The sequence below is a fragment of the Pseudomonas sp. L5B5 genome, assembly GCF_020520285.1.
Lineage (GTDB): Bacteria > Pseudomonadota > Gammaproteobacteria > Pseudomonadales > Pseudomonadaceae > Aquipseudomonas.
On sequence record NZ_CP084742.1, the window covers coordinates 5,680,451 to 5,706,804 of the forward strand.

Consider the following 26,354-nt stretch of genomic DNA (forward strand, 5'->3'; position numbering starts at 1 on the left):
TGTCTGCCGGCGCTTGCCGGCAGCGCGGTATCCAAACCAACAAGAAGGGCGATGAGATGGCGACATGTGGCGAAGTACTGGTCAAGTTACTCGAGGGCTATGGGGTCGAGCAGGTGTTCGGCATCCCTGGAGTCCACACTGTCGAGTTGTATCGGGGCCTGGCCCGCTCGTCCATCCGGCACGTTACTCCACGCCATGAACAAGGCGCCGGTTTCATGGCCGACGGTTACGCCCGTACCAGTGGCAAGCCCGGCGTGTGCTTCATCATCACCGGCCCGGGCATGACCAACATCACCACCGCCATGGGCCAGGCCTATGCCGATTCGATCCCGATGCTGGTGATCTCCAGCGTACAGGCGCGCAGTCAGTTGGGCGGCGGGCGCGGCAAGCTTCACGAACTGCCGAACCAGAGTGCCCTGGTCGCCGGGGTGGCGGCGTTCTCCCATACCCTGATGTGCGCCGATGAGCTGCCGGTGGTGCTGGCCCGCGCTTTCGCCCTGTTCCAGGCCGGCCGGCCGCGTCCGGTGCATATCGAGATTCCCCTCGACGTACTGGTCCAGGACGCCGACCACTTGCTGGCCTGCGAGCCGGTGCAGATCGCCCGGGCCGGCGCAGCCCCCGCTGCCGTGGCGCAGATGAGCCAGTTGCTGGCGACCGCCAAGCGCCCGCTGATCCTGGCTGGCGGTGGCGCCATCGAGGCCGCCGCGCCCCTGGCCCAGCTTGCGCAGCTGCTGCAGGCGCCCGTGGCCTTGACCATCAACGCCAAGGGCCTGCTCCCTTCGGCGCATCCATTGCTGATCGGCTCGACCCAGTCACTGGTGGCGACCCGGGCGCTGGTGGCCGAGGCCGATGTGGTGCTGGCCATCGGCACCGAGCTGGCGGAGACCGACTACGACGTGACCTTTGCCGGCGGCTTCGAGATCCCCGGCACGCTCCTGCGGATCGACATCGATGCCGACCAGACGGTGCGCAACTACCCACCGAAAGTGGCACTGGTGGCCGATGCCGGCATTGCCGCCCAGGCCCTGTTGTCGGAGTTGGCGCGCCAGCCCCTGGCCGAGCGTAGCGGTGATTGGGGGGCGGTCCGCGCCGGGGCCTTGCGCCAGGAGTTGGAGCGCCTCTGGGATGCCCCGACCCGGGCCCAGACCGTGCTGCTGCAAACCGTGGTCGATGAGCTGCCGGAGATCGTCATGGTGGGTGACTCGACTCAGCCGGTGTACAGCGGCAACTTGACCTTCAACCCCGAACGGCCGCGGCGCTGGTTCAATGCCTCGACCGGCTACGGCACCCTGGGTTATGCCCTGCCGGCGGCCATCGGCGCCTGGCTCGGCGGCGGCTCCAGCGCGGCCCAGCGTCGTCCGGTGGCCTGCCTGATCGGCGACGGCGGTTTGCAGTTCACCCTGGCGGAGCTGGCCTGCGCGGTCGAAGCGCGCACGCCGGTGATTGTCCTGCTGTGGAATAACCAGGGTTACGAAGAGATCAAGAAGTACATGGTCAACCGCGCCATCGAACCGGTGGGCGTCGACATCTACACCCCGGACTTCGTCACCGTGGCCCAGGGCCTGGGTTGCGCCGCCGAACGCATCGACAGCGTTGCGCAGTTGCGGGCGGCCTTGCGCCTGGCGGTCGACCGCCAGGGGCCGAGCCTGATTGAAATCGACCAGAACCGCTGGACCCAGGGAGTACAGGCATGACGTTGCGTACTCTGTTGGACGGCCTCTACATCGACGGCCAATGGTCGGCGGGCCGTGAGCGGCTGCCAGTGATCAACCCGGCCACCGAGGCCCTTCTGGCCGAGGTGGCGGGCGGTGGACCGGAAGCGGTGGACCAGGCCTTGTGCGCGGCCTCGGCCGGACTGGGGCGCTGGGCCGGGAGCAGTGGCGCCGAACGCGCGGTGGTGCTGCGCAGGATCGCCGCAGGCGTGGCCGCGCGCCGTGAACGCTTGATGCAGTTGCAGTCGAGCAACAACGGCAAGCCCCAGGCAGAGGCCGCCATGGATGTCGACGATGTGATCGCCACCTTCGACTATTACGCCGAGCTGACCGAGGGCCTGGACGCCCGCCAGGACACCGAGGTGGCGCTGCCCAGCGCCGACTTCAGCGCCCGCCTGCGGCGCGAACCTTGCGGCATCGTCGGGCTGATCGTGCCGTGGAACTTTCCCATGGTCACCACGGCCTGGAAACTTGCGCCGGCACTGGCTGCAGGTTGCAGCGTGGTGCTCAAGCCATCGGAGGTCACACCGCTGCCGGAGCTGGAGTTGGCGGCGATCATCGCCGAGAGCGGCCTGCCCCGAGGAGTGTTCAACCTGGTCTGCGGGACCGGCCTGGCAGTGGGGGCTCCCCTGGCGGCGGACCCGCGCGTGGCGAAGATCTCCTTCACCGGCAGCAATGCGGTGGGGGTCCAGGTCATGCAGCGGGCAGCGGAAACGGTCAAGGGCGTGAGCCTGGAGCTGGGTGGCAAGTCGTCGCTGCTGGTGCTGGCAGACGCTGACCTGGAACTGGCGGTGGAGCTGGCCTGCGGCGGTGGCTTTTTCAATGCCGGGCAGATGTGCTCGGCCACCAGTCGGGTGCTGGTGGCCGCCGAGCTGGCCGACGAGTTCCTCCTGCGGCTCAAGGCCCGGGCCGAAGGCATTCGGGTGGCCGATCCATTCGAGGCTCAGTCAGAGATGGGGGCGCTGGTCAACCAGGCGCAATACCAACGTGTGCTGGGGCATATCGACCGTGGTTTGAGTGCAGGTGCCCGGCTGGTGTGCGGTGGCGGTCGCCCGTCGCACCTGGCGCGGGGCTATTTCATTCAGCCCACGGTGTTCTCCGAGGTGCCGCTGGACAGCGCCCTGTGGCGCGAGGAAATCTTCGGCCCGGTGCTGTGCGTGCGCAGTGTCGGCAGCCAGCAGGAGGCCATCGAGCTGGCCAACGACAGTGAGTTCGGCCTGGTGGCCAGCGTCGTGGGCGCAGACCTCTCGAATGCCGAAAACGTGGCCAATGCCCTGCAGGCCGGCCTGGTATGGATCAACGCTCCCCAGGTGATCTTTCCCCAGGCGGCCTGGGGCGGCTACAAGCAGAGCAGCATCGGCCGCGAGCTGGGTCCCTGGGGCCTGCAAGCGTTCCAGGAGATCAAGCACGTGGTACGCGGGCGCTAGCCAGGCCTCAGCCGCCGACCCGCAGGCGCGCCATGTCCCGCAACGGTGGCGCGCCGAACAGGCGGCTGTATTCGCGGCTGAACTGCGAGGGGCTTTCATAACCCACCCGATAGCCTGCCGCCGAGGCTTCCAGGCCTTCGGCCAGCATCAGCCGGCGGGCCTCCTGCAAGCGCAGTTGCTTCTGATACTGCAACGGACTCATGGCGGTCATGGCCTTGAAACGGTGGTGCAGGGTCGACACGCTCAGGTTCACTTCCCGCGCCAGCTCGTCGATCCGCAGCGACTGCTCGAAATGGCCATTGAGCCACTTGATCGCCTGGTTGACCCGGTGGCTCTGGCTGTTGGTGGTGGCTATTTCGTACAAGCGATGACCCTGTTGGCTACGCAACAGGCGATAGAGGATTTCCCGCCGTACCAGGGGCGCCAGCATGGCGATGTCCTTGGGGGTATCCAGCAGGCGGGTCAGGCGCAGCACTGCATCGAGCATCGCCGGATCCAGGCGCTCCACATACAGGCCGCGGCTGGTGGGACGGGCGGGCACGCCCAGGGGGCCGGCATCGGCGATCAGGGCGTTGATCTCGCCGGGATCGATATCCAGGCGCAGAGCCAGGATCGGCTGCTCGGGAGACACGATCGCCACCTTGCCGCTCAGAGGCACGGCCACCGAGACCACCAGGTAGTTCAGCGGGTCGTAGTTGTAGGTCTCGTCGGCCAGGCGCACTTCCTTGCGACCCTGGGCCATGATGCACAGTGCCGGCTGGGCCAGCACCGGGGCGAACTGGTGGGAGTGGCTGTGGCGCGAGACGAACAGCGAGTCGATGGCCGTGCCATGGCTACCGTCCTCGACGGTGTGGCGATCGATGATCGCCGCCAGTTCTCCACGCTGGCGCTCCATTTCCGGGGCGAGGGGAGCAGGCGGGTTTTCCAGCAATGACATGGGTGGCCTCCGGTGTTTCGCGGTCGGCACAGCTTAAATTTGTGCAAGCAGGCAGGCTAGGCCGATCCTGCGTAAAACTTGCCTGATTCTGCTGCTTGCGCGCATAACAGAGGGTTTAGTGCCACGGCACGGTGTTTCACTTGCTTGAAACACCACTGTAGCCGTTTTGTCGCACGGGGCTGGGTGAGCGCGGCCCTGGCAGTTGATATCGCAGGATTGGGCAACTCAGGAGCAGGAATCGACTAACGCCGCCCGGCCGCCGGCCCGTATCGTTGGATCCTGTCGCAGCCTGTCCCCCGGCTGCCTCGACGACACCTGGGAGGGTCGCACATGTCCACGCATATTCCCGTCAGCCACATGGCCTTCGTTCGTGCCCGTGCCGGGCGCTCCTCGGAACTGGGCGCGCGCTTGAGCAGCCTGATCGAACCGTCTCGCCAGGCACCTGGCTGCCTGCACTTCGCCTTGCAGCGCTCGCAGTGCGATGCCGATTTGTGGCTGGTGTCCGGGTTCTGGAACAACCAGCAGGCGATGACGGCCTACTTCAGCTCGCCGGCCATGCAAGTGTTTACCGACCTGGTGCAGGACCTGGTGGTCAACAGCCTGGATTTGCATACCTTCAATACCGTTTCGGCGCTGGAGTTCTCTGGCGAGTCCCCTGCGCTGCACCACGTACCATTGCACCAGCTGGCCAGCTGAAGGTTTAGAATGGCCGACTTTCCATTGGCCAGGACCCGCAACATGGCACGCAAAGAGTTTGCACACTACGAAGCAGTTTCCGCTGTGGTTCCAGGGGAGGGGGGATACAGCGCCGCCATCGCCGTCAAGGCCCTCGGTGTTTCAGGGGCACCGCGTTTTCACAAGGTCCTGGACGAGCAAACATTCAAGACCGCTCATGGCGCCGACGAGGCTGCCGCGCAACAACTCGAACAGCTGATCGACGTCGACGCCGATGGTCAATTGTGCTGGAAACCTATTTGACCGCTCCCGGACGGTACATCTTGAACAGGGCCTCGGGGCCCAACTGGAAGTAATCCGCCGGACCGCCGCCGCGCAGAATCGGCTCTGCCGCGGCGGTGTCATAGATCCCATCCTTGAGCAGCCACTTGGCGATGTGCACGGCGACCACTTCGCCAAGGATCAGCCAGCTCGGCACCAGCTCCCGATCCGCCCTCTGCAACTGAATGATCTGCGTGACCTTGCATTCGAAGGACACCGGGCTCTGGGCTACCCGCGGCACACTGATGACCCTGGAGGCCACGGGCGTCAGCCCCGACAGGGTGAACTCATCGACTTCGGGGCCCACCGCGGCGCAGCTCTGGTTCATCTGTTCGGCCAGGGGCCGGGTGGCCAGGTTCCAGGCGAACTCGCCAGTCTTCTCGATGTTGTTCAGGCTGTCTTTGCGCCCGACGCTGGAGAACCCGATGATCGGCGGGATGTAGTTGAAGGCGTTGAAGAAACTGTAGGGCGCAAGGTTCAGGCGACCCTGGTCATCCTGGGAGGAGATCCAGCCAATGGGACGCGGGCCGACGATGGCGTTGAACGGGTCGTGGGGCAAACCGTGGCCCTGGGCGGGTTCGTAGTAATGGACATCGTCAGGCATGGCTCGCGGTTCCTGCTGGAGGGCTTTTGGGGGCGCCATAGTGCAGTGCGCATCGGCTGAATTCCAGCGCGCACCGAAGGATTTTCCAGCATGGAAAAGACTGAGCCCGGCGGGTGCGTCGGGCTCTGGTGTCACATGGGAGCGATCAGCCGATGTTGGCGGAGCCGGTGCGATCGTAGCCATCGGCGGCGAAGGTGGCGGAACCGGTGCGATCGTAGCCATCGGCGGCGAAGGTGGCGGAACCGGTGCGATCGTAGCCGTCGGCAGCGAAGGTGGCGGAACCGGTGCGATCGTAGCCATCGGCGGCGAAGGTGGCGGAACCGGTGCGATCGTAGCCATCGGCGGCGAAGGTGGCGGAACCGGTGCGATCGTAGCCGTCGGCAGCGAAGGTGGCGGAGCCGGTGCGATCGTAGCCATCGGCGGCGAAGGTGGCGGAGCCGGTGCGGTCATAGCCATCGGCAGCGAAGGTGTTGGCAGCCAGTACAGACAAGGTCAGGGCCAGGATCAGTTTGCTTTTCATGATGGCGACTCCGGGTGTGTTTGGGGTGTTGGTGTTGGGCTTGGAATGAATCCTACACCTGTAAAATTGATTAAAAAGCGCAAAATAGCGCTAATAAAAATCAACTAAATCGATTGTTTTGTCATCGATTCACCCCGGTACCTGGGGCAGCGCGCCTCTGGACCAAGGGCGGGAGACAGGGGCTGGCCGGCTAGTTAGCAGGCTAAGTACCAGGCATTAACTGATCATTAATTGAACAGTTTTGGTTGAAAAATGCCCTCCAACGGTTTTTTCATCCAGGCCCTACCTATTTTTCACCCGCTGCCCTCCAGCCTCCGCGCAGGCCTGCACCCCCAGACAGGCCACCTTGAATGCGACCCTTGGAGCTCACAAACCAATGAACAAACTTCCCCAGATCACCCTGGCCTTCTGGGTCATGAAAATCTGCGCGACGACCCTGGGTGAAACCGCAGGCGACTTGCTGTCGATGACCCTGAATGTGGGGTACGCCATCAGCTCGATGATCCTGATCAGCGTGTTCCTGCTGACCCTGGTCACCCAGCTGTGTTCCAAGCGCTACAACCCGGTGCTGTACTGGATCGTGATTCTCTCCACCAGCACGGCCGGTACCACCATGTCGGACTTCATGGACCGCACCCTGGGCCTGGGTTATGCCAGTGGCTCGCTGATCCTGATCGGCATTCTGCTGGCGATCTTCGCGGCCTGGCGCCTGAGTGGCGACTCGCTGAACGTCAACAAGATCCAGACCTTTCGTGGCGAGATGTTCTACTGGATGGCGATCCTGTTTTCCAACACCCTGGGCACCGCCCTCGGTGATTACCTGGCGGACGACTCGGGGCTGGGTTTTGCCGGCGGGGCGCTGTTGATCGGCTCGACCATCGCCGTGGTGGTAGTGCTCAAGTACTTCACCCGGATCTCGTCGGTGCTGCTGTTCTGGGTGGCGTTCGTACTGACCCGGCCGTTCGGCGCGACCCTGGGCGACTTCCTCACCAAACCCCATGAAAAGGGTGGCCTGGACTTCGGCACCATTGGCTCGTCGGCGGTATTGGCGGGGATTCTGCTGGTCATGATCGTCGGCGCTGCCTGGGCCCAGAACCGCTACTCGCGTCAGGCCGCCGCCGAGCTTTCCTGACCTGTCCCTCCTGCTTGGCAGCCGCCTTGCCGGCGAAAGCCGCACCACAGATGGAAAGACAGCGCCCGGGCCTTGCACCCGGGCGCTGGTGTTTCTCAGTCGGTCTCGATCCGCGAATGCTTGCGAGTGTCCTTCATGGTCGCGTAGACCAGCAGCGAGCAGGCGATGCAGGCCGTGACGTACCAGTAGTAGCCGGTTTCCATGCCGATGCTCTTGAACCACAGGGCGATGTATTCGGCGGTGCCCCCGAAGATCGACACGGTCAGAGCGTAGGGCAGGCCCACGCCCAGGGCGCGAATTTCAGTGGGGAACAGCTCAGCCTTCACCACCGCGTTGATCGAGGTGTAGCCGCTGACGATGATCAGCGCTGCCATGATCAGGAAGAACGCGCCCCACCAGGTCTGGATGGTGTGCAGGGTGGTGAGGATCGGCACCGTGAACAGGGTACCGAGGATGCCGAAGGCGATCAGGATCGGCCGCCGGCCCACCTTGTCCGAGAGTGCACCGATCACCGGTTGCAGACACATGAACAGGAACAGCGTGGCAGCGGAAATGGTGGTGGAGTCGGAGATGCTCATGCCGACGGTGTTCACCAGGTATTTCTGCATGTAGGTGGTGTAGGTGTAGAAGGCCAGGGTACCGCCCATGGTCAGGCCGACCACGGTCAGCAGTTCCTTGGGGTGACGCATCAAGGTGCGCATCAGGCTTTCTTTCGGCTTTTCCTTCTTTTTAGTGAAGGATTCGGTTTCTTCCATGCCACGGCGCAGGTAAAGCGCTACCACGGCGCAGAGGGCGCCAATGCCGAACGGGATCCGCCAGCCCCAGGATTGCAGCTCCTCGGTGGTCAGCACGTTCTGCAGCACGATCAGCACCGCCAGCGCGATGAGCTGGCCGGAGATCAGGGTCACGTACTGGAAGCTGGAGAAGAAGCCGCGACGTTCCTTGGTCGCCATCTCGCTGAGGTAGGTGGCCGAAGTGCCGTATTCACCGCCCACCGACAGGCCCTGCATCAGGCGCGCCAGCACCAGCAGGATGGGGGCGCCGACGCCGATGGTCTCGTAGCCCGGAGTCAGGGCGATGATCAGGGAGCCGAAGCACATCAGCAGGACCGACGCCATCAGCGCTGCCTTGCGGCCCTTGCGGTCGGCATACAGGCCCATCAGCCAGCCGCCGATCGGCCGCATCAGGAAGCCCACGGCGAAAATGGCGGCGGTGTTGAGCAATTGGGCGGTAGTGTCGCCCTTGGGGAAGAAGACCTTGGCGAAGTACAGCGAAAATGCGGCGTAGACGTACCAGTCGTACCACTCGACCATGTTGCCGACCGACCCGCTGAAAATCGATTTCAAGCGGCTGGCAGTGGTCTTTTCCTGGGCAGGCGCAACGGCCGACCCGGCAGGCAGGGTATTGGAGATATCCATGAAGGACCCTTCTATTCATTGTTGTTGTGGAGTGCGCGCAAACGCGACCTGCAATGCCCATAGCAGGACCTGTGCCAGGAGCGCGAAGCCCGGTCTAGAAGGGTTTTGATCAAGGAGTGAGCGGAAATCCGCCTATCGCTAGGGGAGGAGTGAGCAAGAAATTGCCGAGGAAGGATCGCTGCTGGGGGGCAAGGCCGGCGGCTTGATGTTCATGGCGCTCAGCTGTTCTTGACGAACATTTCCCGGCTCAGGCCATGGCGCTGCATCTTCTCGTTCAGCGTACGGCGTGGCAGTTGGAGTTCGTTGAGCACGGCCTTGATCTCACCCTTGTGCCGGGTCAGGGCGGCACGCAGGCACTGGGCTTCGAAGGCTTCCTGCTGGGCGGCGAGGGACTGGCCGCTGTCGACCGCCTCGGCCTGGGGCTCTTGCAATCCTAGTACCTGGCGCTCGGCAGCGTTGGCCAGTTCGCGCACATTGCCCGGCCAGTCGTGACTGAGCAGGCGGCCCAGTTGCGGGCCGCCCAGTGGTGCTGCCTTGCGGCCCAGGCGCAGGGCGGCATGGTGCGCGAAGTGTGCATAGAGCAGCGGAATGTCCTCGCGGCGCTCGCGTAATGGTGGCAGGCGCAGTTCGGCAACGGTCAGGCGGTAGGCCAGGTCCTCGCGAAAGCGTCCGGCCCGGGCTTCTTCCAGCAGATCGGGTTTGGTGGCGGCGATGATCCGCAAGTCGACCGTGATGCTCTGGTTGGAGCCCAGGCGCTCGAGCTTCTGCTCCTGCAGCACCCGCAGCAGCTTGACCTGCTGGGCCAGGGGCATGCTTTCGATCTCATCGAGGAACAGGGTGCCGCCGTGGGCGTACTCCAGCTTGCCGATGCGCTTGCCCTGGGCGCCGGTGAAGGCACCGCTTTCGTGGCCGAACAGCTCGGCCTCGAACAGCTGCTCGGGGATCGCCGCGCAGTTCAGGGCGACGAAGGGCTTGCCGGCGCGGGGACCGAAGTCGTGCAGGCAACGGGCGATCAGTTCCTTGCCGCTGCCGGTTTCGCCGCGCACCAGCACATTCACCGGTAGGGGGGCGAGCTCCAGGACCTGGCGCCGCAGGGTCTGCAAGGCCTGGGACACTCCCAGCAGGGTGGCGTCGAGCTTGGCCCGGCTGTCAGCCTGCTGATGCAGGCGCCGGTTTTCCAGGACCAGGCCGCGCTTGTCCAGGGCCCGGCGCAGGCTGCTGAGCAGGGTGTCGGGGCTGAAGGGTTTTTCCAGGAAGTCATAGGCACCGTCGCGCATGGCTTCCACTGCCATGGGCACGTCGCCGTGGCCGGTCAGGAGAATGACCGGCAGGTCCGGGTCTTGGCGTTGAACCTCGGCCAGCAGTTCCAGGCCGCTGATGCCGGGCATGCGCACGTCGCTGAGAATCACCCCGGGAAAATCCCGCGGCAGTTGTGCCAGGCATTCCTGGGCACGGCTGAACAACTGCACCTGGAAGCCGGACAGGTTCAGCCATTGCTCGACCGCGCTGCGGATACTGGCTTCGTCGTCCACCACGGTCACTGAATTCAGCATTGGATATGCGCCTCCAGGTCGATGGGCAGGCTCAGGGTGAACACGGCCCCCTGGTCCTGGTTGGCGGCGCTCAGGCGGCCCCCCAGTTCGTGGACGATGGCATAGGAGACCGCTAGCCCGAGCCCCAGGCCGTCACCTACCGGCTTGGTGGTGAAGAACGGGTCGAACACGCTCAGCAGGTGCTCTTCGGCAATCCCGCCGCCGTTGTCGGCCACCCGCAGTTGCCACAGCTGGTCCTCGGCTTCGAGGCTGATCTGCAAGTGTTTGTGGGGCTTGTCCTGCATGGCATCCAGGGCGTTGCGCAGCAGATTGATCAGCACCTGTTCCAGGCGGATGGCGTCGCCTCGGACCCAGGCCGGGCGGGCCAGCTCCAGCACCACCTGGATGTTCTCCGAGCGCAACCGGGCATCGAGCAGTTGCAGGGACTGGTCCACCACCGCCGCCAGGTCCAGGCGTTCGCGCAGGCCGCCGGGGCTCTTGCGGGCGAAGGTCTTGAGGTGGCTGGTCAGGGCGGCCATGCGAGTCAGCATGTCGTCCAGCGGCCGCAGGGCCTTGTAGGCTTCCTCCACTCGCCCGTGCTCCAGCAGCAGTCTCAGGGTCGCAAGTTGCATGCGCTGGGTGGTCAGGGGCTGGTTGATCTCGTGGGCCAGGGCTGCGGACATCTGGCCCAGGGCCGCGAGCTTGGCCGACTGCACCAGGCCTTCCTGGGCGGTGCGCAGGTCACGGGTTCGTTCTTCCACCAGTTGCTCCAGCTCCTGGCGGTTGCGCTGGCGGACCTTGCCCAGGCGCCAGCGCTGGTTGAGGAACAGCAGCAGGAACACCAGGGTCAGCCAGGCTCCGGCGGCGGCAAGGCCCGCATTGCGTGTTTCCTCGAAGGCGCTGGGTGGCTTGCGCAGCAGGTGCAGGGTCCAGCCTTCGGCGCTGAGCGGCAGGGACTCCCAGAGGTAGCTGGCAGCGTTTTCGTCGCTCTGGATGCGGATCAGGCGGCTGCTGTCGTCGATCTGTTGCAGGGTCGAGTGTTGCAGGGGCTCGAGCAACTGCTTGTCGTACTGGCGGGTCAGGCGGATCTCTTCCAGGTCGTTGGCCGACAATGGCTGCAGGTGGCGATAGCGCCAGCCTGGCTGGTTGGCGATGAACACGATGCCGCGGGCGTCGGTGACGAGCAAGGTATCGTTGCCCTGGCTCCACTCATGCTCCAGTTCGGGAAACTCCAGCTTGACCACCATGGCCCCGAGAAAGTCGTCGTTATCGGCCTTGACCGCACTGGACAGGAAGTACCCGGGGATGCCGCTGGTCACGCCAATGGCATAGAAGCGTCCGCTGCCCTGGCTGCGCGTCTGCTTGAAGTAGGGACGAAACCCGTAGTTGTGGCCGACGTAGCTGCTGGGCAGGCGCCAGTTGCTGGCGGCCACGGCCAGGCCGTCGTGGTCGAGCAGTTCCAGGGTCGAGGAACGGGCCGCACCGTTGATCTTCTCCAGCTTGCGGTTCAAGGCATCCTGGGTCTCTGTCGTCACCGGCCCCTGGAGCGCCGCCCGCAGTTCCGGGTCCAGCGCCAGCACCGCCGGCAGCGCACGGTAACGTTCGATCAGGGTGTGCAGGGAATTGGCATACAGCCCCAGTTGCTCGTTGGCCCGCGCGGCCTCTTCCACCAGGGTCTGGCGCTCGGCGTGGCGCATGGCCAGGCCGGCGCTGACAATGGTGCCAGCGAGAATCACCAGGATGTAGAACGTCAGGCGAAAGGGGCGTGAGATCTGGGCCATGGGTCGGGGCAGGCTGCAATGGGGGCGGGAACGATAGCATGAGCGCCGGGTGGAACGTTGATCGCGGACAGTGTCGGCAAAAGGCGCGGCATAAAAAAAGCGGCGGGCCGTTGGGTCAACAGCGCCGCCGCTCCAGCCAGGCAGGGAAGGCTTACTGCACTTCTACCGCCAGGCTGTCACTGATCTTCTTCTGCCAGATGGCGGGACCTGTGATGTGTACCGACTCGCCCTTGCTGTCGACAGCGACAGTGACTGGCATGTCCTTGACCTCGAACTCGTAGATCGCTTCCATGCCCAGTTCGGCAAAGGCCAGGACCTCGGACTTCTTGATCGCCTGGGCCACCAGGTAGGCGGCGCCGCCGACGGCCATCAGGTACACGGCCTTGTTGTCCTTGATCGCGTCGATGGCGGTCGGGCCACGCTCGGACTTGCCGATCATGCCCAAGAGGCCGGTCTGCTCGAGGATCTGCCGGGTGAACTTGTCCATGCGGGTAGCGGTGGTCGGGCCGGCCGGGCCCACCACTTCGTCACCGACCGGATCAACCGGGCCGACGTAGTAGATGAAGCGGCCCTTGAGGTCCACCGGCAGCTGTTCGCCGCGGTTGAGCATCTCGACCATGCGCTTGTGCGCGGCGTCGCGGCCGGTGAGCATCTTGCCGTTGAGCAGGACGGTTTCGCCCGGCTTCCAGCTCTGCACGTCTTCTGGGGTCAGGGTGTCGAGGTTGACCCGACGGGCCGATGGACCGGCTTCCCAGACGATTTCCGGGTAGGCATCCAGGGGCGGCGCCTCCAGTGCGGCCGGACCCGAACCGTCGAGCACGAAGTGCGCATGACGGGTGGCGGCGCAGTTGGGGATCATGCACACCGGTAGGGAGGCGGCGTGAGTTGGGTAGTCCATGATCTTGACGTCGAGCACGGTGGTCAGGCCACCCAGGCCCTGGGCGCCGATGCCCAGCTGGTTGACCTTCTCGAACAGCTCCAGGCGCATCTCCTCGATGCGGTTCTGCGGGCCGCGGGCCTTGAGCTCATGGATGTCGATGGATTCCATCAACACTTCCTTGGCCATCACCGCGGCCTTCTCGGCGGTGCCGCCGATGCCGATGCCCAGCATGCCCGGTGGGCACCAGCCGGCGCCCATGGTCGGAACGGTCTTGAGGACCCAGTCGACGATCGAGTCGGACGGGTTGAGCATGGCCATTTTCGACTTGTTTTCGGAGCCGCCACCCTTGGCCGCCACGTCCACTTCCACGGTGTTGCCGGGAACGATGGAGTAGTGGATCACTGCTGGGGTGTTGTCCTTGGTGTTCTTGCGAGCGCCGGCCGGGTCGGCCAGGATCGAAGCGCGCAGGACGTTCTCCGGCAGGTTGTAGGCGCGACGCACGCCTTCGTTGATCATGTCGTCCAGGCCCATGGTGGCGCCGTCCCAACGCACGTCCATGCCCACGCGCACGAACACGGTGACGATGCCGGTGTCCTGGCAGATCGGCCGGTGGCCGGTGGCGCACATGCGCGAGTTGATCAGGATCTGCGCCATGGAGTCACGGGCTGCCGGCGATTCTTCGCGCAGGTAAGCCTCGTGCATCGCCTGGATGAAGTCCACGGGGTGGTAGTAGGAAATGAACTGCAGGGCGTCGGCAACGCTCTGAATCAGGTCGTCTTGCTTGATCACGGTCATGAGTCGCGCTCCTCTAAAAGACGGGAACATTCAATAAGGTGCCTGCGGCTTGGGTGCATCGGTCGGTCGCAAGCACCTTTACAAGGCACGCCGGGGCTGCTGGCGCGACGCTAAAAAGGCGCGGCAGTATACCGCGCCTGGGGGGCGGGTACACCCGCTTGGCAGGCAAACGAAAGTCGCCTATCGGGCGGGCACTGTTCTTGCCTACACCTTCGGCGACCGCTGGGAGGACAGCTCGAAATTTGGATAGTCATTTGCCAGGCGCAGCACTAAAGTGGCGAGTGGCCGGCAGAGTAGGAAACTCTTGAGCCTCTTTATCTCAAGGTGAGTCAACGATTGACCCATAAAGCCATCCAGAGCTTGTTATTCAAGCGCTTTACCATCGCTGCGGGCACCTACGGACTGATCCTGCTGCTGTTCTGGCTGGCCGTTCTCACGGGGCATTACCGTGCGTCCACCGCCAGTGCCTTGCTGGGCACGGCCCTGGTCATGGCCAGCCAGGGCGTGCTGTGCTGGATGTTCCTCAGTGGGCGCAACCTGCGCCTGGCCGACCCCAGCCTGACAGAGGTCCAGGTGGTCCTGGGGATCGCCTGGCAGACTTGGTTGATCGCCTTGCTCGACCAGGCCCGGGGCTCCTTCCTGGTGTTCTATGTCCTGCCGTTGCTGTTCGGGCTGTTCCATTTGTCGCGCCGGGCCTACCTGCGTTGCTCGGCACTGATCTTCTTCTGTTTTGCCGGGGTCAATCTCTGGGATGGCTATCGTTTTGCCCTGGACGATCCGCAACTGGCGGCGCTGCAGGTCTGCGTGCTGCTGGTGCTGCTGGTGTGGCTGTGCCTGTATGCCGCCTATGTCCAGGCCTCGCGCTCACGCATGCGCCAGCGGCGGTTCGCCTTGCAGGCCCACCAGGACACGCTGCGCGGAATGATGCGCCAGCTCGAGGACCTGGTAGCCACCGACGAACTGACTGGCCTGTTCAACCGTCGACACTTCCTGCGCATCGCCAGTCGTGAATTGCATGCCATGGATCAGGAGCAGGTGCATGGGCTGGCGCTGATCGACATGGATCATTTCAAGCGCATCAACGACCTTCATGGCCACGCCGCGGGCGACCAGGTGCTGCAGGCTTTTTCCGCGGTGGCCACGGCCTGCCTGAGGGATGGCGACGTGCTGGCGCGTTATGGCGGGGAAGAGTTCGTGGTGCTGCTACCCGAATGCGATGCCGAACGCCTCACGTCTTGTTGTGAGCGCTTGCGCCTGGCCTTCACCCAGGTGCAACTGGTGGGGCTGGACATACCTGACCTGAGCCTGTCGGCCGGAATGACCCTGCTGCAGGCCGGCGACGACCTCGATAGTGCCCTGCAGCGCGCCGACCAGGCGCTGTACCGGGCCAAGCGCGATGGCCGCAATCGCTGCTGCGCAGCCTGGGAAACACTCGATGCCTGAGTTGACCGTGGGGGACCGGTGCTGGCCGGTGGCGCCTGGCAGCAACCTGCTGGATGCCCTGAACCAAGCCGGTGTTCGCGTGCCCTACAGCTGCCGGGCCGGCAGTTGCCATGCCTGCCTGGTGCACTGCGTCCAGGGCCTGCCCAACGACAGTCGGCCGGATGCCCTGGACCCTGAGCAGCGCCGCCTGGGCTGGCGCCTGGCCTGTCAGTGCCAGGTGGTCGAGGACCTGCAAGTGGAGACCTTCGACCCCATGCGAGATGGCTTGCCCGCCACCGTCATCGGGCTCGACTGGCTGTCTGCCACGGTCCTGCGCCTGCGCTTGCAGCCCGGGCGGCCGTTGCGCTACCAGGCCGGCCAGCACCTGGTGCTGTGGACCGCCAGCCAGGTCGCCCGGCCTTACTCCCTGGCCAGCCTGCCCGAGGAAGATCGCTTCCTGGAGTTCCACCTCGATTGCCGTTATCCGGGACAGTTCAGCGATGCGGCCCGCCAGTTGCGTCTGGGCGATCCGATGCGCCTGGGCGAGTTGCGTGGTGGTGCCCTGCATTACGATCCGGATTGGCAGCAGCGCCCGCTGTGGCTGCTGGCTGCGGGTACCGGGCTGGCGCCCTTGTTCGGTGTGCTGCGCGAAGCCCTGCGCCAGGATCACCAGGGCTCCATACGGGTCATTCACGTGGCCCATGATGCGAGCGAGCACTACCTGGCCAAACCCCTGGAGGCACTGGCGGCCAATCGGCCCCAACTGACCGTGGAACTGCTGGAAGGGGCGCAGCTGGGCTCATTCCTGGCGCAATTGCGGCTTGTTTCCCGGCAAACCCAGGCCTTACTCTGCGGTCACCCCGACAGTGTCGAAGCGTTCTCCAGGCGCCTGTACCTGGCGGGGTTGCCGCGCAATCAACTGCTGGCCGATGTGTTCCTGCCCCGTGGTTGAGTGCTGATTCCTCCAGAGCGAGATCCCCATGACCGATGCCATCGAGCTGCAACGCGAGGGTGGGCTGCTGACCTTGCGCCTGAACCGCCCCGACAAGAAAAATGCCCTGACCCGTGAGATGTACAGCTTCCTGGCACGGACTCTGGTCGAGGCCGATGCCGATCCCGAGATCAACGCCTTGCTGATCTGCGGGAGCAGCGAATGTTTCACCGCCGGTAACGACATCGCCGACTTTCTCCAACAACCGCCCAGCGACCTGGAAAGCCCGGTGTTCCACTTCATGCGCAGCCTGCTGGAGTGCCGCAAGCCTGTGGTGGCAGCGGTCGCGGGCCCGGCGGTGGGTATCGGCACCACCTTGCTGCTGCACTGTGATCTGGTCTATGTCAGCCGTGATGCACGCCTGCGCATGCCGTTCGTCAATCTTGGGCTGTGTCCGGAGTTCGGTTCGAGCCTGATCCTGCCGCGCCTGCTTGGCCAGGCCAGGGCTGCCGAGTTGCTGTTGCTGGGCGAGGGTTTTTCCGGTGAGCAAGCGGCCGCCTGGAGCATTGCCACCGCAGCCCTGGAGAATGGCGCGCAAACCCTGGCCAAGGCCCGGGAGGCAGCGCTGCGTTTCAGCCAGCTGGCGCCCCAGGCGGTGCAGATCAGCAAGCAGTTGATGAAGGCTCCGGACCGTGAACGGCTGCGCCAGGTCATAGAAGAAGAGGGGACTCTGTTCACTCAGCGCCTGCGTTCACCGGAAGCGATTGCCGCGCTGTCGGGATTCCTCTCCAGAGGCTGATGCTCCCGGAGCCTGTTCCACAAGGACCCAGCGGACATGAAAAAGCCCCGGCGTCTTCACACCGGGGCTTTTGCGTTGCACGTAGCCGGCTTCAGACTACCGGGTCGCCCACGTGCAGGATCTTCATGCCGTTGGTGCCACCGATGGTGTGGTAGCTGTCACCCTTGGTCAGGATCACCCAATCGCCTTTTTCCACGACGCCGCGCTTGAGCAACTCATCGATGGCTGCCTGGCTGACCTGCTCCGGCGGCAGGGACGCCGGGTCGAACGGCACGGTGTAGACGCCACGGAACATGGCGGCCCGGGCTTGGGTCTCGCGGTGCGGGGAGTAGGCGTAGATCGGTACCGAAGAACGGATCCGCGACATGATCAGCGGGGTATAGCCGCTCTCGGTCAGGGCGATGATCGCCTTCACGCCCGGGAAGTGGTTGGCGGTGTACATGGCTGCGAGGGCGATGCTCTGGTCGCAGCTTTCGAACACCTGGCCCATGCGGTGGCTGGACGTCTTGCTGGTCGGGTGCTTTTCCGCACCGACGCAGACTCGCGCCATGGCCTGGACCGCTTCGAGCGGATAGGCGCCCGCAGCGCTTTCTGCCGAGAGCATGACCGCGTCGGTGTAGTCGAGCACGGCGTTGGCCACGTCGGACACTTCGGCACGAGTCGGCATCGGGTTCTGGATCATCGACTCCATCATCTGGGTCGCCACGATCACTGCCTTGTTGTGGCGGCGGGCGTGCAGGATGATCTTCTTCTGGATACCCACCAGCTCGGCATCGCCGATTTCCACGCCCAGGTCGCCACGGGCCACCATCACGGCGTCACTGGCCTTGATCAGGCCATCGAGGGTCTCGTCGTCGGCGACCGCTTCGGCGCGTTCGATCTTGGCCACCAGCCAGGCGGTGCCGCCGGACTCGTCACGCAGCTTGCGGGCGTATTCCATGTCGGCGGCGTCGCGAGGGAAGGACACGGCCAGGTAATCGACTTCCATCTCGGCTGCGAGCTTGATGTCGGCCTTGTCTTTCTCGGTCAGGGCCGGAGCGGTCAGGCCGCCGCCGCGACGGTTGATGCCCTTGTGGTCCGACAGCGGGCCACCGACGGTCACCACGCAATGCAGTTCGGTGGCGGTGGCGGTTTCCACGCGCATCACCACGCGGCCGTCGTCGAGCAGCAGCTCGTCACCGACGCCGCAGTCCTTGACCAGGTCCGGATAGTCGATGCCGACGATGTCCTGGGAACCTTCGGTCAGCGAGTGGCTGGTGGAGAAAGTGAACTTGTCACCGATCTTCAATTCGATGCGCTTGTTGGCGAACTTGGCGATGCGGATCTTCGGGCCTTGCAGGTCCCCCAGGATCGCGACGAACCGTCCATGCTTGGCGGCCAGGTCGCGAACCAGTTTGGCGCGGGCCTTGTGCTCGGCCGGAGTGCCGTGGGAGAAGTTCAGACGGGCGACATCCACGCCAGCGAGAATCAGTTGTTCGAGAACTTCCGGCGAGTTACTGGCCGGGCCAAGGGTGGCAACGATTTTGGTACGACGAACGGACATGCACGGACTCCTGAATTCAAGCGCAACGAGAGGCTACTATGCTCCGCAGCTGTAGTCATTGTTCGTTTGCACTACTTATTGCTTTGTTTGTTTGCAGCAACAACCTTGAAGATTTTCGCCAATGAGTCGATACACTGCACAAGACAGGAGATACCCCATGCGATTCGTACTCATTGCTGCCCTGGCCGTCAGTGTTGTCGGCTGTACCCGCTGGTCGATGGACCACCATCTGAACAATGCCTACCGCGCCTATGATGCCGGGAGCTGCGAAAGGGTGATGCTCGAGTTGAGCCAGGTCGACCGCACCAGCCGCTCGCGGCGTTATGTCCAGCCGGAAGTGTCGATGCTGCGTGGCCAGTGCCTGGAGCGCCAGAAGCTGTTCGTCGATGCCGCGCAGACCTACCAGTTCATCATCACCCAGTACCCCACCAGCGAATATGCCTATCGCGCCCGGGCGCGGCTGGACACCTTGCAGCAACTGGGACACTACCCGTCCAACGGCGGCGCCCAGGTTCGTCGCACAGCCTTGTGATATTCATCCGGGGGCATTGCCATCGCCCCGGGTGCTTGAGCTAACATTTGTAAACGTGGTCCTGTAGACGTAGCTCGGCAGGCGCAGTTCGAACGCTGTCCCGGTCTTGCCCGGGGCAGGGGCTCTGGAGCCCTTCTGGCGACATTCCTCGCCTGCCTGATCAGGAGAGCGAGCCACTACGGGGCCCGTTTCGAAGCACTAGTGCGGTCATGCTTAATGACCTTTCCATAGCGATATCCAGCATGTTCACGGAACGTCGGATCGAACGGCACCAGCTGCCGTCTTTTTTGAAAGTCTTCAACCGGTTCACCGACCAGCCCGTCGGTTTTCTGGGCAATCTCTCGGCCGACGGACTGATGCTGATCAGCCAGTTGCCGATGCTGGTCGGTGCCGTGTTCGAGCTGCGGGTAAAGATTCCCGCCGGTGACGGCCAGGTGCAGCTGGTGGATTTCAGTGCACGCTGCCTGTGGTGTCACGAAGACCTTACACCACGCCACTATGACAGTGGCTTCAGCCTGCAACGCTCCTCGCCGGAGCTGGCCGAGCTGGAACAGGCGCTGCGTCATTACTTCAGCTTCCACCCATTGCAGGCGTCGGCCTGATCCGCAGGGCAGCCGCTACAGGCTGCCGGCCTTTTTCCAGTTCATGTAACGGCTCACCAGCTCGGCTCCCAGTTCTCCAGGGCGGACGTCGAGCAGGGTGATGCCGTGGGCGCCCAGGCGTTCGTGGAGTTCGGCGCGATGGTTGAGGTAGTGGACTGCGGCACTGTAGGTCAGTGCCTCGGGGAAGGTCTGCACCGGGGTCTGGCGCAACTGGTCGAGGACTTCCTCGCGCAGGCTGGCCACCAGCACGCGATGCTGGCGACCGATACGCTTGACCGCCGTCAGCAGCTCCTCGTCGTCCTCATCCCGCAGGTTGGTCACCAGGACCACCAGTGCCCGGCGCTTCTGGCGGGCCAGCAGTTCGCTGGCGGCAGCCTGGTAGTCGGCTGGGCGCTGGCTGCTCTGCAGGTCATAGACGCCGTTGAGCAGCACGCTGAGCTGGGCGGGGCCCTTGACCGGCGCCAGATAGCGTGAAGGGCTGGTGGCGAAGCTGCACAGGCCCACTGCATCGCCCTGGCGCAGCGCCACGTAACTGAGCAGCAGGCAGGCGTTCAGGGCATGGTCGAAATGCGCCAGCTCGCCGTCCTGGCTGCGCATGCGGCGGCCACCATCGAGCATGAAGATGATCTGCTGGTCGCGTTCGTCCTGGTACTCCCGGGCGATGGGCGTGCGTTGGCGGGCGGTGGCTTTCCAGTCGATCTGCCGCAGGCTGTCGCCCTCGCGAAACTCGCGCAGCTGATTGAACTCCAGCCCCAGGCCTCGACGCTGGCGCTGGCGTACACCCAGCTGGCTGAGCCAGTTGTCCACCGCCAGCAGTTGCCCGCCGTAGAGACGGGCGAAGTCTGGGTAGACCCGGGTGCTGTCCTGGATCTTGATCAACCGTCGGATGTGCCACAGCCCCAGGGGGCTGGGCAGGCTGATTTCGCAGTGCTCGAAGTCGAAGTGTCCTCTTTGCAACGGACGCACGCTGTAGCCGATGCGGCTGGCATGACCGGGCTCGAGGCTGACCGATTGGGGCAGGTGTTCGAAAGCCAGACCCAGGGGCGGATGGTCGAACACCTGCGCCTCCAGCGTTTGCCGGTAGGGGTGCTGGATCTCCAGTTGCACTTCGCTCCAGCGTCCCAGGGGCAGACTGCCGGGCAGGTGCCGGCGGACTTGCAGCGCAGGCAGGCGCATGACGCGCAGGGCATCGAGCAAGGCCAGCAGCGACAGCGCCAGCAACAGGCCCCAGGCGATCGAGTCCAGGCGCGGGGCGATCTCCACGCCCAGGGCGCGTACCGCTCCAAGAACGATGCCCAGGCCGGCCAGGACGCCAAGCCAGGTCAGCAACAGACGGGTCGGTTTCATCGACGGAGGCAGCTCACAGGCGAGGTGCCGGAATCTGCTCGAGCATCTGCTTGAGCACCTGTTCCACCGACAGACCCTCGATGTCCAGCTCCGGAGCGACTCGCACCCGATGGCGCAACACGGCCATGGCGCAGTCCTTGATGTCATCGGGAATCACGAACTCGCCGCCCCGCAGCAAGGCCCGGGCCCGGGCACCGCGTACCAGGGCGATTGACGCGCGCGGGCCGGCACCGAGGATCAAGCCTGGCCAGCTACGGGTGGCCCGGGCCAGGCGCACGGCATAGTCGAGCACCTGTTCGTCCAGCGGCAGTTCGCTGGCGATGCGTTGCAGGGCCTGCACGTCCTCGGCCTGCAGCACGGTGCGCAGGGGCTGGACATCGAGCATGTCGGCGCGGGTCGAGCGCGCCACCTGGCGCACCATCTCCAGTTCCTGGTCGGCGTCCGGGTAGTCCATGCGCAGCTTGAGCATGAAACGGTCCAGCTCGGCTTCGGGCAGCGGGTAGGTGCCTTCCTGCTCGATAGGGTTCTGGGTAGCCAGGACCATGAATGGCTGGGCAATGGGCAGCGCCTGACCCTCTAGCGTGACCTGGCGTTCCTGCATGGCTTCCAGGAGGGCGGCCTGGGTCTTGGCCGGGGCGCGGTTGATCTCGTCGGCCAGCAACAGGTTGGTGAACAGCGGACCTTTGCGCAGCTTGAACTGCTCGGTCTGAAGGTCATACACAGCATGGCCGGTAACGTCGCTGGGCATCAGGTCGGGCGTGAACTGGATGCGCGCGAACTCGCCGCCGAAGCAGCGAGCCAGGGCCCGTACCAGCAGGGTCTTGCCCAGGCCGGGGACACCCTCGAGCAGCACGTGACCGCCGGCGATCAGAGCGGTGAGCACATCATCGATCACGGCTTGCTGGCCGATCACGACCTTTTGCAGCTCCTGGCGCACGGCCTGGGCCAGCTGGCTGGCTCGTTGACGCTGCTGGGCCGCAGTAGCCCGGGACGGCTCGGCGGATTCGAGCGGTTCTATGGGTTGTTCGCTCATAAGGCATTCCTGAGAGTTTGCAGGTGGGCGACCTGGTGGCTGAAGTCGGTGCTGGACAGGCGTTGCCCGGACAAGGGTTGCAGTGCTTGCCTGACCGCATCCACGGATTGCTGGCTGAGCAGCGCGAGCACCTCCCATTGGGCGTCAGGCTCCAGCTGTTCGAATCCGGGATGGCGGCGCCTGGCCCGACGCCGAATGTCCAGTTGCAGGGCATGCAACAACGGGCCTTGACCGCCATGGCGCAGGAGGAAGACGGCGCTGGCGCGCAGGTGTTCCAGCAGCTGGCGCCGGGCCTTGGGCTTGGGCGCCTGCAGCGGCCCCTGGCGGGCGCTGGCGTGCCACAGCCACAGGCCGATGAGCAGGCCGAGGGCGACCAGGGCCTGGGGGAAGTTCTTCCACAGCAGTTGCCAGAGGTTCGGATGATCGGTGTTGAACAGCAGCGTCACCGCGGTATCGGCGTTCAGGTACCACAACAGCCAGGCGTTGTCGTAGCGACCGATGGCCGGGGTCTTCCAGATGTCGGCGTCGGTCAGCACGGTGATGCTGCCTTTGCCGTATTCGAGCTGGAGCATGTGGGTCGCCATGCCGCTGTTGGCCCATGACAGCGCGAGGCTGTCCGGGTCGTCGAGGTGGTAGGCGGTGTCGAAGCCGACATAGGCCGGGGCCTTTTCGCCGTCGACATGGACCTTGGTCAGTTTCGGATGGGCATCGTGCTCGTCCGGTTCCGGCGGCTCCTCGAGATCCTCGCTCATCATCTGGTGGATCTTGACCCGATCCAGCAGCAGGTCGCCGCTCTGTTCGGTCTCTTCGTCCCACAGTGCTTCGGCGACGAACACCAGGTGGCCTCCGGCGCGGGCCCAGTCCAGGACCTGGTCGGCCTGGTGCGGGCTCATGTTCGAGCGCTCCCCCAGCATCAGCAGGCTGTTGCCGGCAGGCTTGAGAGCCCCCAGCACTTGCAGGCCGTTGGCGTGTTCCACCTTGAGGCCGCGTTCGCGCAGGAACGTCTCGGCGGCCAGGTAGGGATTGGCCAGGGCTTCCGGCGAGGGGCCGTGATCCACCAGCTCTTGATAGGGAGTGGCATGGCGGTAGAGGTAGTAGCCACTGGCGCCGAGTACCAGCAGCACCAGCAGGGCAAGGATGCTCCAGACAACGCGGGTCATGAGGTGGCTCCGGGGCCGAACAGCTGGCGCCAGCCATCGCACAGTTGCGGTTGGGCCTGGGCACCGGGAGTCTGGTGTCCGTAGGCCATGTTCTGCCAGTGCCGGGTCAGCTCGGTGCTGAAGCTCTCCAGTTGCGGGTGCTGCAGGGCCTTGACGTGTTCCAGCACCTGGCCTTCGGTGTCGCCGATGTCCAGGGGCAACTGGAAGTCTTCCAGCAATCGGCTGAGCAGGGCCCGGTAGAGCAGGCCCAGAGCCTCGCGTGGCTGGCTCGGCCAGAGTTCGGCAGCGCGGGCTGCGACATCGTCCGGCAGGGTCTGGCTACCGACCTCCAGGCCAAACAGTTGCTGGGGCCTGACCGGTGGGCGTTTCTTGCGTGGGTGCGGGCGCCAGCCGACGAAGGTGCGCAGCCAGTCGCGATAGTGCCACAGCAGCCAGGCCAGGGCCCCGAGCAGCAGACCCCAGAGCAGGATCTCAAGGACTTTGCCCAGGGTGCTGAAATGGCCCTTGTCGAGGCTTTCCAGCAGGCTCTTGAGCCAGCCTGGTGGTTGCCCCTTGGCGTCTTTTTTCGGGGCCTGTTCTTCGCCGAAGCGATAGCGGGTCACCGACTCCTGATTCTTGAACGGCGGCTTTTCCAGGATGGCCTTGATGCTGTCCTGTGCCGCCTGGCTGGTCAGCGGCTGTTGCAGCAGGCGCGGACTCTCTGGGCCCGCCACGGCCTGCTTGGCAGTGCTGGCGGGGGCGGCCCAGAGCGATTGGGTCGGGGCCAGCAACAGGGCGCCAGCCATCACCAGCAATGCCGTGGTGCCTGCAAGGCGCTGGCGCAGCCGGCGGAACACCAGCTCGATGTCCCAGGCTTCCAGTTCGGTGCGCCGATTGAGGTACAGGCTGAAACCACAGGCCACGTAGATCGGCTCCCAGGCCACCAGCACCAGGGCGTAGAACACGTTGGTCAGGTGCTCCAGCCACAGCCAGTCCTGCTGGGCCGCGACGATCAGGGACTGCCAGTTCCATTCCAGTTCCACCTGTTGTGGCAGCAGCAGGTAGAACAGCACCATCAAGCCGATCCACAGGGCGCCTTCCAGGTGCATGCCGATCAGCGTCAGCCAGCGTGCGGCGCCGGCGTTGCGCTGCAGCAGCACGCCCAGGCGCTGCTGTCGGGCATCGCCGCTGAGTCCTTCGAGTTGCACCACCGGCATCAGGAAACTGCGACTCATGCTCAAGCGGCGCCAGGTCAGGCTGGCTAGCAACTGCGGCTTGAGCAGGCGCGGCCACTGCCGCAGGGCCTGGCCCAGCCCCGGGGTTTCGCCGAACAGGGCCTTGGACAGGATGTACAGCGGCAAGCGCTCGAAGGCTGGTTTCAGCCACCAGAACAACAACAGCGCCAGGGACGGCCAATCCCACAGCAACAGGCTCAGCAGGGCAAATACCGGCAGGCTGGCGATGGCCCAACTGGCCATCAGCAGGCGTCGGTGACGCTGGCTCAGGAGTATCCCCAGGTCCATGGCTTCCCAGGCGTTGCGCGGGCGGATCACCACGCTGGCGTCACTCAGGCGCATGAGGGGCTCGTCCGGCGAGGGTCAGGTAGGCCAGTACCAGGCCCCAGAGCACGGCGCCGACGCTGTACTTGATCCAGGGTGCGGGCCAGGTCATGGAGGACCAGTAGGCTTCGATGAATGCCGCGACCAGCAGAAACAGGATCACGCCGTACACCAGTTGCACGCTGACGCGCGCCGCTTGCAGCAGTGCTTCACCTCGGGGCAGGCGACCGGGAGCGATCAGCGCCCAGCCCAGTTTCAGGCCGGCGGCGCCGGACAGGGCGATGGCCGTCAGCTCGAAGGCGCCATGGCCGATGACGAAGGGCCAGAAGGTCTGGCCGAAGCCGATCTGGGTCAGGTGGCCGGCGATGGCGCCGATGATCAGGCCGTTGAAGACCAGGAAGAACACGCTGCCGACGCCGAACAGCAGGCCGCTGGCGAACGTCTGAAAGGCGATGCCGATGTTGTGCATGATGTAGTAGCCGAACATCACCCAGTCTTCACTGGAGGCACGTTCGACGGCTCGGCCCAGGCGGCCGGCAGCGGGATCGTACATGCCTTGCATCTCGCTCACCTGTTGCTGGTCCAGCAGGCTGTAGATGAGCTCCGGGAACAGGTAGACCAGCAGGCCGATGCCCAGCAGGCTGGCAAAGAACAACAGGCTGGCGATCAGCACCAGGCGCCATTCCCTGCGGACCAGGCGCGGGAAGTCGGCCAGCAGGAAAGCCAGCACGCTGGCGCTGATGGTGGTGCGCCGGCGATACAGCTGCTGATGGCCGCGCAGGGCCAGCTGCTGCAAGGGATCGATCAGGTAGCTGCTGTAGCCACGCTCCTCGGCCAGTGCCAGGTGTTGGCACAAGCGTCGGTAGTCCTGCACGAAGGTCTGGCATTGCTCGGCCTTGGCTCGTCCTCGTTCAAGGTCTGCGAGCTGTTGTTCGAACTGCTGCCACTGAGCCTGGTGGCGACTTTCAAAAAGACTTTGTTTCATGTCGCTCCCAGGAAACCGCGGGCAATGCCGTTGAGTTCGGCAGTGGCCTGGGCGGTGGGTACGTGCAGCGGCTGGGCCAGGATGGCCGCCAGTTCCCGGGTCCGTTCGGTCGACAACTGGGCCTGGCGCTCGGCAAAACCGAGGATCGCCCGCTGTTCATTGAGGCTCAGGGCAAAGGGTGCGGTGCGGGGCGTGGCTGGAGGCAGTTCCGGACGCTTGACCGGCTGCTCGCGATAGATCACCAGGGTGCCAGCCGCCAGGTCGCCGAGGCGCTTGAACGCCGGGTGCTGCAGGCAGCTGATGGCGCCGAGGAAATAGCCGAACGGCAGCATGTCGGCAAAGCGCAGCAGGTTGCGGGTCAGGGAGGCGCTCCAGCCGATCGGCGTGCCGTCGTCCTGCACCACTCGCAGTCCCATCATCTGTTTGCCGGGAGAGCGGCCCTGGTTCAGTACTTCGAACAGCACCATGTACCACCAACTGGTCAGGAACAGCAGGATCGAGCCCAGGCCGATACCGATCTCGCCAAAAAAGCCGAGGACAACGAACAGCACGCCCATGACCAACCCACGGATGCCCAGGTCCAGGCTGTAGGCCAAGGCACGGACCAGCAGCCCCGCAGGCCGCAGTGGCAGATCGATCCCTTCCGGGGTTTCGACCTGGTACCGCGTATCCAGTGGCGGGGGCAGCGATGCGTTCCTTGGCGTTGCTGAGGTCTGGAGCATGGGCGA

Annotated in this window: 24 protein-coding genes; 10 read left to right on the forward strand and 14 right to left on the reverse strand. The window is 64.7% G+C overall.

Annotated features, from left to right (window positions below; genetic code table 11):
* The first annotated feature begins 56 nt into the window (after nt 1-56).
* A complete protein-coding gene (locus tag LGQ10_RS26145; RefSeq protein WP_226523642.1) occupies nt 57-1,694 on the forward strand; it encodes a 5-guanidino-2-oxopentanoate decarboxylase in 1,638 nt (545 codons plus the stop codon).
* Nucleotides 1,691-3,139: an aldehyde dehydrogenase family protein gene (locus LGQ10_RS26150; protein WP_226523643.1), complete on the forward strand. Its 1,449-nt coding sequence runs from the start codon at nt 1,691-1,693 to the stop codon at nt 3,137-3,139. The genes LGQ10_RS26145 and LGQ10_RS26150 overlap by 4 nt, the downstream gene beginning before the upstream one ends.
* A 7-nt stretch (nt 3,140-3,146) precedes the next feature.
* Here LGQ10_RS26150 and LGQ10_RS26155 read toward each other — a convergent pair whose 3' ends face one another.
* A complete protein-coding gene (locus tag LGQ10_RS26155; protein ID WP_226523644.1) occupies nt 3,147-4,076 on the reverse strand; it encodes an AraC family transcriptional regulator in 930 nt (309 codons plus the stop codon).
* A 330-nt stretch (nt 4,077-4,406) separates the two neighbouring features.
* Here LGQ10_RS26155 and LGQ10_RS26160 point away from each other — a divergent pair, with 330 nt between their 5' ends.
* Together LGQ10_RS26160 and LGQ10_RS26165 are read left to right on the forward strand one after the other, a co-directional pair.
* Nucleotides 4,407-4,772: an antibiotic biosynthesis monooxygenase family protein gene (locus LGQ10_RS26160; RefSeq protein WP_058435742.1), complete on the forward strand. Its 366-nt coding sequence runs from the start codon at nt 4,407-4,409 to the stop codon at nt 4,770-4,772.
* 9 nt (nt 4,773-4,781) lie between these two features.
* Nucleotides 4,782-5,054, forward strand: a complete 273-nt coding sequence (locus LGQ10_RS26165; RefSeq protein ID WP_058435741.1) for a hypothetical protein — start codon at nt 4,782-4,784, stop codon at nt 5,052-5,054.
* On the opposite strand, the gene LGQ10_RS26170 is transcribed toward LGQ10_RS26165, so the two are convergent.
* Together LGQ10_RS26170 and LGQ10_RS26175 are read right to left on the reverse strand one after the other, a co-directional pair.
* Entirely contained in the window at nt 5,047-5,676 is a 630-nt protein-coding gene (locus tag LGQ10_RS26170) for a flavin reductase family protein (RefSeq protein WP_058435740.1), read from the reverse strand. The genes LGQ10_RS26165 and LGQ10_RS26170 overlap by 8 nt on opposite strands.
* A 145-nt stretch (nt 5,677-5,821) precedes the next feature.
* On the reverse strand, nt 5,822-6,196 hold the full coding sequence (locus tag LGQ10_RS26175; protein WP_226523645.1) for a heme utilization protein: 375 nt from the start codon (nt 6,194-6,196) through the stop codon (nt 5,822-5,824).
* A gap of 376 nt (nt 6,197-6,572) precedes the next feature.
* Between LGQ10_RS26175 and LGQ10_RS26180 the strand changes: the two genes are divergently transcribed.
* Nucleotides 6,573-7,328 (forward strand): hypothetical protein, encoded by a 756-nt coding sequence (locus tag LGQ10_RS26180; RefSeq protein ID WP_226523646.1) that lies wholly within the window; start codon nt 6,573-6,575, stop codon nt 7,326-7,328.
* A gap of 95 nt (nt 7,329-7,423) precedes the next feature.
* Here the strand turns inward: LGQ10_RS26180 and LGQ10_RS26185 are convergent, their stop codons facing one another.
* The 4 genes from LGQ10_RS26185 to LGQ10_RS26200 all read right to left on the reverse strand — a co-directional run bounded on the left by LGQ10_RS26185 (nt 7,424) and on the right by LGQ10_RS26200 (nt 13,734).
* Nucleotides 7,424-8,746, reverse strand: coding sequence for an MFS transporter (locus LGQ10_RS26185; RefSeq protein WP_058435737.1), 1,323 nt, complete (start codon nt 8,744-8,746; stop codon nt 7,424-7,426).
* A 218-nt stretch (nt 8,747-8,964) separates the two neighbouring features.
* Nucleotides 8,965-10,299, reverse strand: a complete 1,335-nt coding sequence (locus LGQ10_RS26190) for a sigma-54-dependent transcriptional regulator (RefSeq protein ID WP_226523647.1) — start codon at nt 10,297-10,299, stop codon at nt 8,965-8,967.
* A complete protein-coding gene (locus LGQ10_RS26195) occupies nt 10,293-12,059 on the reverse strand; it encodes an ATP-binding protein (RefSeq protein WP_226523648.1) in 1,767 nt (588 codons plus the stop codon). Before LGQ10_RS26195 ends, LGQ10_RS26190 begins: the two co-directional genes overlap by 7 nt.
* 151 nt (nt 12,060-12,210) lie before the next feature.
* The gene (locus LGQ10_RS26200) at nt 12,211-13,734 is read right to left on the reverse strand and encodes a fumarate hydratase (protein WP_058435735.1); all 1,524 of its coding nucleotides are present in this window, start codon (nt 13,732-13,734) and stop codon (nt 12,211-12,213) included.
* 336 nt (nt 13,735-14,070) lie between these two features.
* On the opposite strand from LGQ10_RS26200, the gene LGQ10_RS26205 reads away from it, so the two are divergent.
* From LGQ10_RS26205 to LGQ10_RS26215, 3 genes are read left to right on the forward strand one after another with little or no spacing between them, the layout of a single operon-like run.
* Nucleotides 14,071-15,177 (forward strand): sensor domain-containing diguanylate cyclase, encoded by a 1,107-nt coding sequence (locus tag LGQ10_RS26205; protein ID WP_058435734.1) that lies wholly within the window; start codon nt 14,071-14,073, stop codon nt 15,175-15,177.
* A complete protein-coding gene (locus LGQ10_RS26210; protein WP_226523649.1) occupies nt 15,170-16,108 on the forward strand; it encodes an iron-sulfur-binding ferredoxin reductase in 939 nt (312 codons plus the stop codon). Before LGQ10_RS26205 ends, LGQ10_RS26210 begins: the two co-directional genes overlap by 8 nt.
* Nucleotides 16,109-16,136: 28 nt before the next feature.
* A complete protein-coding gene (locus LGQ10_RS26215) occupies nt 16,137-16,886 on the forward strand; it encodes an enoyl-CoA hydratase-related protein (protein WP_226523650.1) in 750 nt (249 codons plus the stop codon).
* A 91-nt stretch (nt 16,887-16,977) separates the two neighbouring features.
* On the opposite strand, the gene pyk is transcribed toward LGQ10_RS26215, so the two are convergent.
* Nucleotides 16,978-18,429, reverse strand: coding sequence for a pyruvate kinase (gene pyk / locus LGQ10_RS26220; protein WP_058438167.1), 1,452 nt, complete (start codon nt 18,427-18,429; stop codon nt 16,978-16,980).
* 157 nt (nt 18,430-18,586) lie between these two features.
* Here pyk and LGQ10_RS26225 point away from each other — a divergent pair, with 157 nt between their 5' ends.
* Together LGQ10_RS26225 and LGQ10_RS26230 are read left to right on the forward strand one after the other, a co-directional pair.
* Nucleotides 18,587-18,961, forward strand: coding sequence for a tetratricopeptide repeat protein (locus LGQ10_RS26225; RefSeq protein ID WP_226523651.1), 375 nt, complete (start codon nt 18,587-18,589; stop codon nt 18,959-18,961).
* Nucleotides 18,962-19,203: 242 nt separating this feature from the next.
* Entirely contained in the window at nt 19,204-19,563 is a 360-nt protein-coding gene (locus tag LGQ10_RS26230; RefSeq protein WP_058436405.1) for a PilZ domain-containing protein, read from the forward strand.
* Nucleotides 19,564-19,578: 15 nt separating this feature from the next.
* Here the strand turns inward: LGQ10_RS26230 and LGQ10_RS26235 are convergent, their stop codons facing one another.
* From LGQ10_RS26235 to LGQ10_RS26260, 6 genes are read right to left on the reverse strand one after another with little or no spacing between them, the layout of a single operon-like run.
* Entirely contained in the window at nt 19,579-20,910 is a 1,332-nt protein-coding gene (locus tag LGQ10_RS26235; RefSeq protein WP_226523652.1) for a DUF58 domain-containing protein, read from the reverse strand.
* Nucleotides 20,911-20,923: 13 nt separating this feature from the next.
* On the reverse strand, nt 20,924-21,943 hold the full coding sequence (locus LGQ10_RS26240) for an AAA family ATPase (RefSeq protein WP_058436403.1): 1,020 nt from the start codon (nt 21,941-21,943) through the stop codon (nt 20,924-20,926).
* Entirely contained in the window at nt 21,940-23,103 is a 1,164-nt protein-coding gene (locus LGQ10_RS26245; RefSeq protein ID WP_058436402.1) for a DUF4350 domain-containing protein, read from the reverse strand. The genes LGQ10_RS26240 and LGQ10_RS26245 overlap by 4 nt, the downstream gene beginning before the upstream one ends.
* A complete protein-coding gene (locus LGQ10_RS26250; RefSeq protein WP_226523653.1) occupies nt 23,100-24,659 on the reverse strand; it encodes a DUF4129 domain-containing protein in 1,560 nt (519 codons plus the stop codon). The genes LGQ10_RS26245 and LGQ10_RS26250 overlap by 4 nt, the downstream gene beginning before the upstream one ends.
* Nucleotides 24,646-25,626 carry a stage II sporulation protein M gene (locus LGQ10_RS26255; RefSeq protein ID WP_058436400.1) on the reverse strand — a complete coding sequence of 327 codons (981 nt, stop codon included), beginning with the start codon at nt 25,624-25,626 and terminating at the stop codon, nt 24,646-24,648. Before LGQ10_RS26255 ends, LGQ10_RS26250 begins: the two co-directional genes overlap by 14 nt.
* Complete coding sequence (locus LGQ10_RS26260; RefSeq protein ID WP_058436399.1) at nt 25,623-26,348, reverse strand: RDD family protein; 726 nt, start codon at nt 26,346-26,348, stop codon at nt 25,623-25,625. The genes LGQ10_RS26255 and LGQ10_RS26260 overlap by 4 nt, the downstream gene beginning before the upstream one ends.
* Nucleotides 26,349-26,354 lie beyond the last annotated feature (6 nt).

Excerpts from the sequence above, each read along its gene's own strand:
- LGQ10_RS26145 (WP_226523642.1), top strand. The coding sequence starts at position 57 with ATGGCGACATGTGGCGAAGTACTGGTCAAGTTACTCGAGGGCTATGGG.
- LGQ10_RS26150 (WP_226523643.1), top strand. The coding sequence starts at position 1,691 with ATGACGTTGCGTACTCTGTTGGACGGCCTCTACATCGACGGCCAATGG.
- LGQ10_RS26155 (WP_226523644.1), bottom strand. The coding sequence starts at position 4,076 with ATGTCATTGCTGGAAAACCCGCCTGCTCCCCTCGCCCCGGAAATGGAG.
- LGQ10_RS26160 (WP_058435742.1), top strand. The coding sequence starts at position 4,407 with ATGTCCACGCATATTCCCGTCAGCCACATGGCCTTCGTTCGTGCCCGT.
- LGQ10_RS26165 (WP_058435741.1), top strand. The coding sequence starts at position 4,782 with ATGGCCGACTTTCCATTGGCCAGGACCCGCAACATGGCACGCAAAGAG.
- LGQ10_RS26170 (WP_058435740.1), bottom strand. The coding sequence starts at position 5,676 with ATGCCTGACGATGTCCATTACTACGAACCCGCCCAGGGCCACGGTTTG.
- LGQ10_RS26175 (WP_226523645.1), bottom strand. The coding sequence starts at position 6,196 with ATGAAAAGCAAACTGATCCTGGCCCTGACCTTGTCTGTACTGGCTGCC.
- LGQ10_RS26180 (WP_226523646.1), top strand. The coding sequence starts at position 6,573 with ATGAACAAACTTCCCCAGATCACCCTGGCCTTCTGGGTCATGAAAATC.
- LGQ10_RS26185 (WP_058435737.1), bottom strand. The coding sequence starts at position 8,746 with ATGGATATCTCCAATACCCTGCCTGCCGGGTCGGCCGTTGCGCCTGCC.
- LGQ10_RS26190 (WP_226523647.1), bottom strand. The coding sequence starts at position 10,299 with ATGCTGAATTCAGTGACCGTGGTGGACGACGAAGCCAGTATCCGCAGC.
- LGQ10_RS26195 (WP_226523648.1), bottom strand. The coding sequence starts at position 12,059 with ATGGCCCAGATCTCACGCCCCTTTCGCCTGACGTTCTACATCCTGGTG.
- LGQ10_RS26200 (WP_058435735.1), bottom strand. The coding sequence starts at position 13,734 with ATGACCGTGATCAAGCAAGACGACCTGATTCAGAGCGTTGCCGACGCC.
- LGQ10_RS26210 (WP_226523649.1), top strand. The coding sequence starts at position 15,170 with ATGCCTGAGTTGACCGTGGGGGACCGGTGCTGGCCGGTGGCGCCTGGC.
- LGQ10_RS26215 (WP_226523650.1), top strand. The coding sequence starts at position 16,137 with ATGACCGATGCCATCGAGCTGCAACGCGAGGGTGGGCTGCTGACCTTG.
- pyk (WP_058438167.1), bottom strand. The coding sequence starts at position 18,429 with ATGTCCGTTCGTCGTACCAAAATCGTTGCCACCCTTGGCCCGGCCAGT.
- LGQ10_RS26225 (WP_226523651.1), top strand. The coding sequence starts at position 18,587 with ATGCGATTCGTACTCATTGCTGCCCTGGCCGTCAGTGTTGTCGGCTGT.
- LGQ10_RS26230 (WP_058436405.1), top strand. The coding sequence starts at position 19,204 with ATGTTCACGGAACGTCGGATCGAACGGCACCAGCTGCCGTCTTTTTTG.
- LGQ10_RS26235 (WP_226523652.1), bottom strand. The coding sequence starts at position 20,910 with ATGAAACCGACCCGTCTGTTGCTGACCTGGCTTGGCGTCCTGGCCGGC.
- LGQ10_RS26240 (WP_058436403.1), bottom strand. The coding sequence starts at position 21,943 with ATGAGCGAACAACCCATAGAACCGCTCGAATCCGCCGAGCCGTCCCGG.
- LGQ10_RS26245 (WP_058436402.1), bottom strand. The coding sequence starts at position 23,103 with ATGACCCGCGTTGTCTGGAGCATCCTTGCCCTGCTGGTGCTGCTGGTA.
- LGQ10_RS26250 (WP_226523653.1), bottom strand. The coding sequence starts at position 24,659 with ATGCGCCTGAGTGACGCCAGCGTGGTGATCCGCCCGCGCAACGCCTGG.
- LGQ10_RS26255 (WP_058436400.1), bottom strand. The coding sequence starts at position 25,626 with ATGAAACAAAGTCTTTTTGAAAGTCGCCACCAGGCTCAGTGGCAGCAG.
- LGQ10_RS26260 (WP_058436399.1), bottom strand. The coding sequence starts at position 26,348 with ATGCTCCAGACCTCAGCAACGCCAAGGAACGCATCGCTGCCCCCGCCA.